Here is a 12468-nt window from a genome sequence, read left to right as displayed (position 1 = left end):
ACGCCGCCCGGCTCTTTCACATTTGGAACAACGATGCCCGCACCCGCCATTCTCGTCGATGCCGATGCCTGCCCGGTGAAGGCCGAGGTCGAAAAAGTCGCCGAGCGGCACGGCATCGTCGTCACCTTCGTCTCCAATGGCGGCTTGCGTCCATCGCGCGATCCGATGATCCGCAATGTCGTCGTCTCCAAGGGTGCGGACGCCGCCGACGACTGGATCGTCGACAATGCCCGGTCCAACGACATTGTGGTGACCGCCGACATCCCGCTTGCCGCGCGCGCGGTGGCACTTGGCGCCCATGTACTCGGCCCGACCGGGCGCCCGTTTACGCCGGAGACGATCGGCATGGCGGTGGCGATGCGCGACCTCAAGCAGCACCTGCGCGAAACCGGCGAAAGCAAGGGCTACAATTCGAGCTTCGCGCCGCAGGATCGCTCACGGTTTCTCGGCGAGCTCGACCGCATCTTGCGGCGGGCGCTGAAATCCGCCTCAGCGGACTGAGAACCATGGCGACCGGCACCCCGACCAAGATGCCCATGCAACGCCACACGCCGTTCGCGCTGTCGGCCTGCATCGGCGTGGCAGCCTTTGGCGCGGCGCTGATCTGGCGCGCGCCGCTTGCCTATTCGATCGGCGCCAATGTGTTCTTTGCCGCCTATCTCGTTCTTGTCATCGCCCACATGCCGCGGCTTACCGGCAGCTATCTGCGCAAGAATGCCGGCGAGACGGACCTGCCGGTACTGGCGATCTTCGCGGTCACTTTGGTTGTGGTCGCAATTGCCATTATTTCGTTGTTTCAATTGATCAACAGGGAGAAGAGCGCGGATCCCGTCGAGCTTACGGTGGCGTTGTTGTCTATCCCGCTTGGCTGGTTGACCATCCATGCGATGGCGGCGCTTCACTACGCGCATCTCTATTGGTTGGACGGCGATGCGATGGATGGTTACACCAAAAAGAAAATTCCGGTCGGCGGCCTCGACTTCCCGGGCGGCAAACGGCCGGAAGGCTCGGATTTCCTCTATTTTGCGACAGTGATCGGCATGACGGCGCAAACCGCCGACACCGACATCACGACCTCGCAAATGCGCCGTGTCGTGCTTGTGCATTCGATCCTGTCGTTCTTCTTCAACACGGTCATCGTGGCAGCCGCGGTCAACCTCGCCGTCAGTCTCGGCAGTCCGTAATAAATCCGTGATCGGGTGAAACATCGCTTAGGCTGGCGACGTATTGGGAGGAGAAGAGATCTGACAGGCCATGCGGAACCGCTTGGCAGGGAGGCACGGAAGATATGGAATCAGTTGCCAGAGGCGAAGCCAGCACCGGGGCAGATAGCGCTGCTTCGACGGATGCGACGCTGATCTATCGCCAGTCGCGCTGGACGCGGCTGACGCATTGGCTGTGGGCGATCGCGCTGTTCTTCATGCTGCTTTCCGGCCTGCAGATCTTCAACGCCCGTCCGCAGCTCTATATCGGCAAGGAGTCGGGGTTTGGCTACAACAACACCATCTTCGCCATCGGCGCCGAGAACACCGCAAGCGGCCCGCGCGGCTATACCGAGATCTTCGGCAAGCGCTTCGATACCACCGGCGTGCTCGGCTGGTCGGGTCCGGCCGGCCAGGAGACCTCCCGCGCCTTCCCGTCCTGGGCGACGATCCCTTCCTATTACGATCTCGGCACCGCGCGCGTCGTTCATTTCTTCTTTGCCTGGGTGCTGACCACCACGCTGCTGGTCTGGCTGGTCGCCAGCCTGATCAACGGCCATTTGCGGCGCGATCTTGCCCCGCGCCTCGATGATTTCAGGCGCCTGCCGCGAGACATTGTCGAGCACGCCAAGCTCAGGTTCCATCACACGCGCGACTACAACACGTTGCAGAAAATGGCCTATGGCGGCGTGCTGTTCGTGCTGCTGCCGCTGATGATCATCACCGGCCTTGCCATGTCGCCGAGCATGAACTCGGTGCTGCCATTCTTGAACGACGTACTCGGCGGCCGGCAGACGGCGCGCACCATCCACTTCACGGTGATGCTGCTGCTCGTCGCCTTCTTCGTCATCCACATCCTGATGATCCTGGCCGCCGGCCCGATCAACGAGCTGCGTTCGATCATCACCGGCTGGTACCGAACCGACCCGCCGGCACATGGCGACAAAGCGCCAGAGAGGAGTGCCTGACATGGCGAAACTTGAGATCAGCCCCAAGCTACAGATAAGCCGAAGAAAATTCCTGACCTCGGCCAGCCTCGGCCTTTCCGGCATCATGCTGTCGGGCTGCGACGCCTTCGACAGCCAGCTTGGCGTCGGCGACGGCCTGCGCAGCTTCCTCGAAAGCGCCAATGGCCTGACCTGGCGGGCGCAGCGGCTGCTTGCCGGCCGCGATGCGCTGGCGCCGGAGTTCACCGAGGCCGACATTCGCCAGCCGCAGCGGCCGAACGGTGTCACCGCACCGGACGACGATTTCTACAAGGGCCTGCTCGCCAGCGATTTCGCCGACTGGCGGCTGGAGGTTTCAGGCCTCGTCGAAAAACCGCTGTCGCTGAGCCGCGAGCAGCTGATGAACATGCCGAGCCGCACGCAGATCACCCGCCACGACTGCGTCGAAGGCTGGAGCTGCATTGCCAAATGGACCGGCACGCCGCTGTCACTGGTGCTCGACCAGGCAGTGGTCAAGCCGCAGGCCCGCTATGCCATGTTCCACTGCCTCGACACGATCGACCGCAGCCTTGCCGGCGATATCAAATATTACGGCTCGATCGACCTGATCGATGCTCGTCATCCGCAGACGATCCTTGCCTATGGCCTCAACGGCAAGCCATTGCCGGTCGAAAATGGCGCGCCGCTGCGCGTCCGCGTCGAGCGCCAGCTCGGCTACAAGATGCCGAAATACCTCTACAAGATCGAGCTGGTCGACGGCTTCGCCAATCTCGGCGGCGGCAGAGGCGGCTATTGGGAGGACAATGGCTACGACTGGTACGGCGGCATCTGACGACCGGCGATTTATTGCCTTTTGTTCAGGCGACCTTGTCTATCAGCGGTTTGAGCGCAGGGTGTATTTCCGGCGAGGCGTGATTGATCAGCGTCAGCAACGCGCGCTCGTTCTCATGCAGCGGCCGGTCGCCTATGTGTTCAGCGAGCCATTTGGCCTCGCCGGCGTCGACCGTCTCGGCGCGGCGGGCCAGAGCCTCGGCTGCCTTGTTCCTCGATTCCCATTCGGCCTCGACGTCGCCCGGCGAGCGGTAGGCCTCCATAATGCCGGATAGGCCGTCCGACACCATACGGCTGAAGAAACCGCCGATCTCCGGATCGGCCTGCTCGAAGAACGAATCCCGGCGCAGCGCCACGTCGCGCACCGGCGGTTCGTAGCCGGCCGAACACATGACGAAATTGGCGATCGCCTTGACGAACAGATCGTTCCAGGACGGATCGTTGTCGCCCGCCGCTGTCCGCTCGTTGATCTCGAACAGCACCTCGGCCTCGGCGCGGCTGATGGCGATGTTGCCATCGCCGCCATAGGCGTAAAGAATGCGGCGCAACAGCTCGACCTCAGCCTTGGCAATCGACCCAGGGATAAGCCTGCCGCCGGTCATCAGCGGCCCATTGCCCTCCACGACCGCATGAGCGACCTGCTCCAGCGCATAGCCGGAAAGCGTGCTCGGCGATGATTTGGCAACTTCGAGCACATGCACCAGCAGCTCGAGTTCTGTCCGGCTGTCGACCATGCCGTCGCGCGAAATCGTTCGGATCAGCCAGTCTGCATTCTCCTGCGAAACATAGCCCGCCGGCTTTTCCTGGTGGACGATGAAGTCGGTGACGGCCTCGACGAAAAACTCGAGCCATTCCGCGCATTTGTCCTTCGCCGTTGCATCCAGCGCAAACAGCGCCTCGGCCTCGCCGCGCGTTACCACGCCGTCGCCGAACACTTCGCGGCGCAGCATGACCACGTCTTCCGCCGTGATCCGATTTTTCGAAGTCAGCCCGGCCACTGGCGCGCTCATGATCAATTCGCCCATTTTGCTCCCCGCCCGCCGCCGGCAATTGCCAGCCCTTCTCCGGCATATATCAGCAAGGTCTTGAGAAAGCGGCAAGCAGCGTAGTTAGCGAAGGCTTGCCTGTTCAGAAGGCCTGCAAAGAAGTCTATCAGTAAAAATGTCGCTGGCAGGTGACAAGGTGTCGTCCACGGGCTATGGATGACGAGTCGAGGGCTTTTAACCGAGTCCTACCTGTTTGCGGGAGAGAGCAGCGAGAGCTGCCGCCGAAGGGGAAATCGCCCGAAATCTCTCAGGCAAAAGAACCGTAGACGGGAAAGACACTCTGGAAAGTCGGGGCTTGCCCCCGCGCCGAAGGTGTAAGCGCTGCCGACAGAGTTACGGGGCGCGAGTCTCTCAGGCTTCAGACAGAGGGGCACGGACTGGTCGCCATTCGCGGCCGCTTGCGTGCGACTCTGGAGATGACATGACGGGCGACACCAAACACCTTCCCCTCGAAGATCTGCACATGGCAGCCGGTGCGCGCTTCGGCGCCTTCGCCGGCTGGTCGATGCCGCTGACCTACCCGGCCGGCGTGATGAAGGAGCACCTTCACAGCCGAGAGCATGCCGGCCTGTTCGACATCTCGCACATGAAGTTGTTCGAAATCAGCGGCCCGGGCGCAGCAGCGCTTCTGAACCGCGCCTGCCCGTTCGATGCCGGCGCGCTTGAGATTTCCCAGTCCAAATACACGTTCTTCCTCAATGAGGCCGCCGGCATTCTGGACGATCTGATCGTCACCAGGCTCGGCGTCGAGCGTTTCATGATGGTCGCCAATGCCGGCAACGCCGCCGCCGACGAAAAGCATCTGCGCGCACTGGCCGGGGATTTCGATGTAAAAGTGGACGCGCTCGACCGCGTCTTCCTGGCCATCCAGGGCCCCGAGGCGTGGGCTGCCCTTTCCCGCGCCGGCATCGAGACCGGTTCGCTGGTGTTCATGCACGGCATCGAGCCGCGCGAAAAATGGTTCATGAGCCGGTCGGGCTATACCGGCGAAGACGGCTTCGAAATCGGCCTGCCGGAGGCGGATGCGCGAAACCTCGTCACCAGGCTGCTCGAGGACGAGCGGGTGATGTGGATCGGCCTTGCCGCCCGCGACAGCCTGCGGCTCGAAGCAGGATTGTGCCTGCACGGGCTGGACATCACGCCGGAGATCGATCCGGCCAGCGCCGGGCTGATGTGGGCCATCCCCAAGGAGGTTCGCGCCTCCGGCGCGTTCGTCGGCGCCGATGCGCTGCGCGCCATCCTGGAGCGCGGCCCGGCGCAAAAACGCGTCGGCCTGAAGCCGGAAGGCCGCCAGCCGGTGCGCGCCGGTGCTGCCCTTTTCGATGCTGACGGCGACCCTGCCGGCCATGTCACCTCCGGCGGCTTCGGCCCCTCGATCGGTCATCCGGTCGCCATGGGCTACGTCCAGACGCCGATTGCCAAATCCGGCGCAAAACTGTTCGCCGATGTCCGCGGGACGAAAATTCCGGTCGACATCCACCCTCTGCCCTTCACGCCCCATCGCTACCGCAAAGGATGATTTCAATGCCAAAGACCTATTTCACCGAAGATCACGAATGGCTTCGCGTCGAGGGCGGCATCGCCACCGTCGGCATCACCGACTACGCACAGCAGCAGCTCGGCGATCTCGTCTTCGTCGAGCTGCCGGAATTGGGCAGAAAACTGGCCAAGGGCGACACCGCCGTGGTGGTCGAATCGGTCAAGGCCGCATCGGACGTCTACGCGCCGGTCGACGGCGAGATCACCGAAGCCAACACCTCGCTGTCATCGGATCCTTCGCTCGTCAATTCGGCGGCAACCGGCGACGGCTGGTTGTGGAAGATGAAGCTGGCCAATGAGAGCCAACTCGACGGGCTCCTCGATGAAGCCGCTTACAAAGCCCATATTGGTTGATAGCAGGACCAGGAAGATGACCGCAGCACCCTACCCCTTCTCGGCTCGCCATATCGGCCCGGGCCTCCATGACGTCAGAGCCATGCTGGCGACGATCGGCGTTCCTTCGGTCGAGACGCTGATCAGTCAGGCAGTGCCGAAGTCGATCCGGCTCGACCGGCCGCTGGCCCTGCCCGCCCCCGCAAGCGAAGCGGAAGCGCTGGCCGAGCTCGCGGCGACGATGGCAAAGAACACGGTGCTGAAGAGCTTCATCGGTGCCGGCTATCATGGCGTCCATGTGCCGCCGGTGATCCAGCGCAACCTGTTCGAGAACCCGGCCTGGTATACGGCTTACACGCCTTACCAAGCCGAGATCAGCCAGGGCCGGCTGGAAATGCTGTTCAACTTCCAGACGCTGGTGACAGAACTGACCGGCCTGCCGGTGGCGTCGGCCTCGCTGCTCGACGAGGCGACGGCGGTGGCCGAAGCTGTCGGCATTGCGCTGCGCCATCATCGCGACAAGCGCACCAAGGTGGCACTGGCCGGCACGCCGCACCCGCAGACGCTGGACGTCGTGCGCACGCGCGCCGAGCCGCTTGGCATCGAGGTCGACGGCGAGGTGGTCGACGACAACACCGCCGCCCTGCTGGTCTCCTGGCCCGATTCGTTCGGCGTCTACGGCAATCACAAGGCAGCAATCGACAAGGCCCGCGCGGCCGGCGCGTTGGTCGTCTTCATTGCCGACCCGCTCGGCCTGACGCTGACCGAGGCGCCGGCCAGGCTTGGCGCCGACATCGCCGTCGGCCCGATGCAGCGTTTTGGCGTGCCGATGGGCTTTGGCGGGCCGCACGCCGCCTATTGCGCCGTGTCCGACAGGCTGACGCGGCTGATGCCCGGCCGGCTCGTTGGCCAGTCGACGGACAGCAAGGGCCGTCCCGGCTATCGCCTCGCTTTGCAGACACGCGAACAGCATATCCGCCGCGACAAGGCGACCTCCAATATCTGCACCGCACAGGCGCTGCTCGCCAACATGGCGACGGCCTATGCGATCTGGCATGGCCCTGCCGGGCTGCAGGCGATTGCCGGCCGCGTCCACACGCTGGCCAACCGCCTGGCCGCCGGCCTCAAGGCAGCGGGCGTTTCGGTGGTCGGCGAAAGCCGCTTCGACACGGTGACCGTGGAAGTGAAGGGCAGAGCCGGCGCGATTGCCGCTACCGCAGAAAAGACCGGCCGGCTGCTGCGCGTCATCGACGCCGACCATGTCGGCATCAGCTTCGACGAGACCTCCACCGAAGCCGATCTGGAGGCGATCGCTGCACTTTTCGGCGCCAAGGCCGGCGTTGCCGCCGGCAGTTCCATGCCAGGAAAACCGCGCGGCAAGGAGTTCCTCACCCAGCCCGTCTTCCGCGAAAATCACTCGGAAACCGACATGATGCGCTTCCTGCGCCGGCTGGCCGACAAGGACCTGGCGCTCGACCGCGCCATGATCCCGCTCGGCTCCTGCACCATGAAGCTCAACGCCGCCGCCGAAATGATGCCGGTGAGCTGGCCTGATATCGCCAACCTGCATCCCTTCGCGCCGGCAAACCATTCGATAGGCTATCGCGCCATGATCGAGGAGCTGGAAGGTTGGCTGGCGGAGATCACCGGCTTCGACGCGGTGACCCTGCAGCCCAATGCCGGCAGCCAGGGCGAATATGCCGGGCTGCTCGCCATTCGCGGCTATCATCTGTCACGCGGCGAAGGCCATCGCACCGTCTGCCTGATCCCGTCCTCGGCGCACGGCACCAATCCGGCAAGCGCGGCCATGGCCGGCATGAGCGTCGTCGTCGTGCGCTGCACGGAGGACGGCAATATCGACATGGCCGACCTGCAGGCCAAGGCGGCCGAGCATTCGCACAATCTTGCGGCGCTGATGTTCACCTACCCTTCGACGCATGGCGTCTTCGAGGAAGGCGCGCGCGACCTCTGCGCCCTCGTCCACAGCCATGGTGGGCAGGTCTATTTCGACGGCGCCAATCTCAACGCGCTGGTCGGTCTCGCCCGTCCCGGCGATATCGGTGCCGACGTCTGCCACATGAACCTGCACAAGACTTTCTGTATCCCGCATGGCGGCGGCGGCCCCGGTGTCGGCCCGATCGGCGTCAAGGCGCATCTGAAGCCATATCTGCCCGGCCACGTCACCGAAGGCTCGGCCCATGCCGTGGCGGCGGCACCGTTCGGCAGTGCCTCGATCCTGCCGATCACCTGGATGTATATCCGCATGATGGGCGCTTCCGGCCTGAAGCAGGCGACCGAGACGGCGATCATCTCCGCCAACTATGTGGCGACGCAGCTTGGCGAGCATTTCCCCCTGCTTTACAAGGGGCGCAACGGACGCGTTGCGCATGAATGCATCCTCGACACCCGCGTGCTCAAAGACAGCGCCGGCATCAGCGTCGACGATATCGCCAAGCGGCTGATCGACTATGGCTTCCACGCGCCGACCATGTCGTTCCCGGTGGCCGGCACGCTGATGGTCGAGCCGACCGAATCCGAGCCCAAGCGCGAGCTGGATCGCTTCTGCGAAGCGATGATCGCCATAGCCGGCGAGGCAGCCAAGGTGGCGAAGGGCGAATGGCCGTTGGCCGACAATCCTCTGGTCAACGCGCCACATACCGCCGCCGAGGCATTGGCCGGCCAGTGGACCCATCCCTATTCGCGTCTGGAGGCGGCCTACCCCGCCGGTGATGCCGATACGGCGGCAAAATACTGGCCGCCGGTGTCACGCATCGACAATGTCGCCGGCGACCGCAACCTGGTCTGCTCCTGCCCGCCGCTGTCGGAATATCTGGGTGCGGCGGAATAGATCATGATCCCGAAAAGTGGAATCCGGTTTTCGGACAAGATCATGGTCTAACAAGAAGATAGAAGCCTCAATCAGGCAGAACGCAAGGCCGGCCCGTCGGCCTTGCTCGCCCGGTCTCGGGCGACGACGCGATTTCGCCCGGCGCGCTTTGCCGCATAGAGTGCTGCGTCGGCTTCGGCCAGCACATCGTCGAGACCGGTGCCGCTTGTTCCGCCAAAGCCGATGCCGCCGCTGACTGTGCTTCGCAACGGACCAAGTTGGGTGGCCACGACTTCCGTGCCGAAGGCGACGCTGATCTTGCTCGCAACATCATAGGCCTTCTCTTCCGTCATCCGCGACATGACGAGGACGAATTCCTCGCCGCCCAGTCGGAAGGCGTCGACGCCGGTCCGGGCGTATTTCCTGATGACCCCTGCGAAGCGGCGCAGGACCTGGTCGCCGACCGGGTGACCGAATACGTCGTTCGTCCTCTTGAAATGGTCGAGATCGAACATGGCGACGGACATGAACGGACCGAAGACCCGCTCGCCGTAGAGTGCCGTCAACGCCCGCCGATTCATCAGCCCGGTCAATGGATCGGTCATCGTCTCGGCCTTAAGTTCGATCTGCGCCTGCAAATGGTGCAGGGAGAGCGTCAATGCGCCGAGCCCGGTCATGCAGGCGACGGCCACGACGGAATTCACCCGCTCGGCCCAATTGTCCGGTGCTACACCGAGCACCCATTGGCCCTTGACCAGCAGGACCGCGCCGCAAAGTCCGAACGACAGCGCACAGACGCCGCTCAGGAACGAGACGACCAGCAATATCCGGCGATCGTGACCACCCTCAATCCAGAACATCGCCCCGATGAGCGAGAGCAGCGCAGTTACCGTCGCGTAGGTGACAATAAAGCCGACACCATCAAACCCGAGATACGTCGCGCCCGCGCAAACAGCCATCGCAACCAAGGTCGGCAAGATGGCTCGCCTGTAGTCGCCTATGCTGAGATATTGCATGGCCGAAAGGCAGATAATCAGGAAGCCGAGGCTGAGAAGCACAAGCACGATCTGGCAAAGCCAGGCGCTTGGAACCCTGGTGTAATGCCAAAACAACACCACATGTGCGACGAGCACGAGAATGCCGCACGCCACCGTCAGCACAAAGCGTGCCTGTGGCGCGGTGAACCAGATCGCAAACATGGTGATGCTAAGGCACGTGCCCGACAGCGCCGCCGCGAGCAGGAGCGAACTGTAATCCAACATGTTTAAGCGACAGCCTCTTGAGGGTTCCGCTGCATTCTAGGTCAGCGACAGTCCGCAAATACCGTTTTTTCAGCCAATCTTCCGGCGTAACCTTCGGACAGGGTTTACAAAACGTCGATGCTCCAGGCTTCGACCCCATTTCCGCCGCTTGGTTGTCGAATGGTTTTGCAGTAAGAGGCTCTATCCTCGAACGTAACAGGAACCTCCGTCGCCTGCCCGCGAAAAGCGTGGCAGTATCGGGTGGTGATTCGCAGCATCGGAATCCAGAACCAGCATGGACGACAACAACGATCTTTTTGCCAATTTGGGTAAGCAGCCGCAACCGGTTCGCGCCGCCGCGCGCCCAGCCGACCCGCTGGTGCAGGCGGCGAAGCGGCCGGCGGCCCGTGACGCCAGCGAGAGCTACAGTGCCGCCGACATCGAGGTGCTGGAGGGCCTGGAGCCGGTGCGCCGCCGCCCGGGCATGTACATTGGCGGCACCGACGACAAGGCGATGCACCATCTGTTTGCCGAGGTCATCGACAATTCGATGGACGAGGCGGTCGCCGGCCATGCGACCTTCATCGATGTCGAACTTTCCGCCGACGGATACCTGTCCGTTACCGACAATGGCCGCGGCATCCCGGTCGATCCGCACCCGAAATTCAAGAAGCCGGCGCTCGAACTCATCATGACGACGCTGCATTCAGGCGGCAAGTTCGACAGTAAGGTTTACGAAACGTCCGGCGGCCTGCACGGTGTCGGCGTTTCCGTCGTCAACGCGCTGTCCGACCATCTCGAGGTCGAGGTGGCGCTGGGAAGGAAACTTTATCGGCAAAAGTTCTCGCGCGGCATTCCTGTGACCGGCCTGGAGCAGGTCGGCGAGGTGCACAACCGGCGCGGCACGAAGATCCGCTTCCATCCAGACGAGCAGATTTTCGGCAAGGGCGCGGCTTTTGAGCCGGCGCGGCTCTACCGCATGGCGCGGTCAAAGGCCTATCTGTTCGGCGGTGTCGAAATCCGCTGGACCTGCGATCCCTCGCTGATCAAGGAAAAGGACACGACGCCGGCCAAGGCAGAATTCCATTTTCCGGGCGGCCTCAAGGACTATTTGAAAGCCTCGCTCGGCGACGAATTCCAGGTGACCCGTGAAATGTTCGCCGGCAAGAGCGAGAAGCAGGGCGGCCACGGTTCGCTCGAATGGGCGGTGACCTGGTTCGGCGGCGACGGTTTTATCAATTCCTATTGCAACACCATCCCGACCGCGGAGGGCGGCACGCATGAGGCCGGGTTCCGCAACGTTCTGACGCGCGGCTTGCGTGCCTATGCCGATCTGGTCGGCAACAAGCGCGCCTCGATCGTCACGTCCGAGGATGTGATGATCTCGGCGGCGGGCATGCTGTCGGTGTTCATCCGCGAACCGGAATTCGTCGGCCAGACCAAGGACAGGCTGGCGACGATCGAGGCGATCCGCATCGTCGAAAGCGCCATCCGCGACCCGTTCGACCACTGGCTGGCCGACAATCCGCAGGAAGCTTCGAAACTGCTCGAATGGGTGATCGCGCGCGCCGACGAGCGGGTGCGCCGCCGCCAGGAAAAGGAAGTGTCGCGCAAGAGTGCTGTGCGCAAGCTGCGCCTGCCCGGCAAGCTCGCCGACTGCACGCAGAATGCCGCCGCCGGTGCCGAACTTTTCATCGTCGAGGGCGATTCGGCCGGTGGCTCGGCGAAGCAGGCGCGCGACCGCGCCAGCCAGGCGGTGCTGCCCCTGCGCGGCAAGATCCTCAACGTCGCCAGCGCCGGCAACGACAAGCTTGCCGCCAACCAGCAGATATCCGACCTCATCCAGGCGCTTGGCTGCGGCACGCGCTCGAGATATCGCGACGAGGACCTGCGTTACGACCGGGTCATCATCATGACCGATGCCGACGTCGACGGCGCCCATATCGCCTCGCTGCTGATCACCTTTTTCTACCAGGAGATGCCAAGCCTGGTCCGCGGCGGCCATCTCTATCTGGCGGTGCCGCCGCTGTATTCGATCCGGCAAGGCGGCAAGGTCGCTTATGCCCGCAACGATGCGCACAAGGACGAACTCCTGCGCACCGAATTCACCGGGCGCGGCAAGGTCGAAATCGGCCGCTTCAAGGGGCTGGGCGAAATGATGGCTGCCCAGCTCAAGGAAACCACCATGGACCCGAGAAAGCGCACGCTGCTGCGGGTCGATGTGATCGACGCCGAGGCGGCGACCAAGGATGCTGTCGACGCACTGATGGGCACCAAGCCCGAGGCCCGCTTCCGCTTCATCCAGGAACGCGCGGAATTCGCCGAGACGGAAGTGCTGGATATCTGAACGTCTTCTGCCCGGCGAGCCACAGACGGCGGTTGTTACTATCCGGATATTTTCGCGAAGGACGAGCCTAAACGGTTCAGCGTTTCACGGAAACGCCGAACCGCTCTACCTTTTTGTTTTGACGCAATTCCGGATGGAAAACCGTTTCAGACTTT

At 63.3% G+C, this 12468-nt stretch carries 10 protein-coding genes and 1 riboswitch; of the genes, 8 read left to right on the top strand and 2 right to left on the bottom strand.

Annotation, left to right across the window (positions count from 1 at the left end; genetic code table 11):
- The first annotated feature begins 33 nt into the window (after nucleotides 1-33).
- From RQ479_RS04695 to RQ479_RS04680, 4 genes are all read left to right on the top strand, one after another.
- Nucleotides 34-501, top strand: a complete 468-nt coding sequence (locus tag RQ479_RS04695) for a YaiI/YqxD family protein (RefSeq protein WP_376704270.1) — start codon at nucleotides 34-36, stop codon at nucleotides 499-501.
- Nucleotides 502-506: 5 nt separating this feature from the next.
- The gene (locus RQ479_RS04690) at nucleotides 507-1184 is read left to right on the top strand and encodes a DUF1345 domain-containing protein (protein ID WP_376704269.1); all 678 of its coding nucleotides are present in this window, start codon (nucleotides 507-509) and stop codon (nucleotides 1182-1184) included.
- Between the two features lie 104 nt (nucleotides 1185-1288).
- A complete protein-coding gene (locus RQ479_RS04685; RefSeq protein WP_376704268.1) occupies nucleotides 1289-2170 on the top strand; it encodes a cytochrome b/b6 domain-containing protein in 882 nt (293 codons plus the stop codon).
- A gap of 1 nt (nucleotide 2171) precedes the next feature.
- Nucleotides 2172-2981, top strand: a complete 810-nt coding sequence (locus tag RQ479_RS04680; RefSeq protein WP_376704267.1) for a molybdopterin-binding protein — start codon at nucleotides 2172-2174, stop codon at nucleotides 2979-2981.
- 25 nt (nucleotides 2982-3006) lie between these two features.
- On the opposite strand, the gene RQ479_RS04675 is transcribed toward RQ479_RS04680, so the two are convergent.
- Nucleotides 3007-4005, bottom strand: coding sequence for a hypothetical protein (locus RQ479_RS04675; protein ID WP_376704266.1), 999 nt, complete (start codon nucleotides 4003-4005; stop codon nucleotides 3007-3009).
- A gap of 207 nt (nucleotides 4006-4212) precedes the next feature.
- A riboswitch (glycine riboswitch) is annotated at nucleotides 4213-4299 on the top strand.
- Nucleotides 4300-4447: 148 nt separating this feature from the next.
- Here RQ479_RS04675 and gcvT point away from each other — a divergent pair.
- The 3 genes from gcvT to gcvP are packed head-to-tail and all read left to right on the top strand — an operon-like array spanning nucleotide 4448 to nucleotide 8746.
- On the top strand, nucleotides 4448-5545 hold the full coding sequence (gene gcvT / locus RQ479_RS04670) for a glycine cleavage system aminomethyltransferase GcvT (protein ID WP_376704265.1): 1098 nt from the start codon (nucleotides 4448-4450) through the stop codon (nucleotides 5543-5545).
- A gap of 5 nt (nucleotides 5546-5550) precedes the next feature.
- On the top strand, nucleotides 5551-5919 hold the full coding sequence (gene gcvH, locus RQ479_RS04665) for a glycine cleavage system protein GcvH (protein ID WP_376704264.1): 369 nt from the start codon (nucleotides 5551-5553) through the stop codon (nucleotides 5917-5919).
- 16 nt (nucleotides 5920-5935) lie between these two features.
- Complete coding sequence (gcvP, locus tag RQ479_RS04660) at nucleotides 5936-8746, top strand: aminomethyl-transferring glycine dehydrogenase (RefSeq protein WP_376704263.1); 2811 nt, start codon at nucleotides 5936-5938, stop codon at nucleotides 8744-8746.
- Nucleotides 8747-8817: 71 nt separating this feature from the next.
- Here gcvP and RQ479_RS04655 read toward each other — a convergent pair whose 3' ends face one another.
- Nucleotides 8818-9987: a GGDEF domain-containing protein gene (locus tag RQ479_RS04655; protein ID WP_376704262.1), complete on the bottom strand. Its 1170-nt coding sequence runs from the start codon at nucleotides 9985-9987 to the stop codon at nucleotides 8818-8820.
- 274 nt (nucleotides 9988-10261) lie between these two features.
- Between RQ479_RS04655 and parE the strand changes: the two genes are divergently transcribed.
- A complete protein-coding gene (gene parE, locus RQ479_RS04650) occupies nucleotides 10262-12313 on the top strand; it encodes a DNA topoisomerase IV subunit B (protein WP_376704261.1) in 2052 nt (683 codons plus the stop codon).
- Nucleotides 12314-12468: the final 155 nt, after the last annotated feature.

Source organism: Mesorhizobium sp. ISC25, assembly GCF_042295465.1.
Taxonomy (GTDB): Bacteria; Pseudomonadota; Alphaproteobacteria; order Rhizobiales; family Rhizobiaceae; genus Mesorhizobium.
This window is presented reverse-complemented; position numbering and strand designations above follow the sequence as displayed.

Coding starts and splice junctions, on each gene's coding strand:
- RQ479_RS04695 (WP_376704270.1), top strand. CDS start 34: ATGCCCGCACCCGCCATTCTCGTCGATGCCGATGCCTGCCCGGTGAAG.
- RQ479_RS04680 (WP_376704267.1), top strand. CDS start 2,172: ATGGCGAAACTTGAGATCAGCCCCAAGCTACAGATAAGCCGAAGAAAA.
- gcvH (WP_376704264.1), top strand. CDS start 5,551: ATGCCAAAGACCTATTTCACCGAAGATCACGAATGGCTTCGCGTCGAG.
- RQ479_RS04675 (WP_376704266.1), bottom strand. CDS start 4,005: ATGGGCGAATTGATCATGAGCGCGCCAGTGGCCGGGCTGACTTCGAAA.
- RQ479_RS04690 (WP_376704269.1), top strand. CDS start 507: ATGGCGACCGGCACCCCGACCAAGATGCCCATGCAACGCCACACGCCG.
- gcvP (WP_376704263.1), top strand. CDS start 5,936: ATGACCGCAGCACCCTACCCCTTCTCGGCTCGCCATATCGGCCCGGGC.
- RQ479_RS04655 (WP_376704262.1), bottom strand. CDS start 9,987: ATGTTGGATTACAGTTCGCTCCTGCTCGCGGCGGCGCTGTCGGGCACG.
- parE (WP_376704261.1), top strand. CDS start 10,262: ATGGACGACAACAACGATCTTTTTGCCAATTTGGGTAAGCAGCCGCAA.
- gcvT (WP_376704265.1), top strand. CDS start 4,448: ATGACGGGCGACACCAAACACCTTCCCCTCGAAGATCTGCACATGGCA.
- RQ479_RS04685 (WP_376704268.1), top strand. CDS start 1,289: ATGGAATCAGTTGCCAGAGGCGAAGCCAGCACCGGGGCAGATAGCGCT.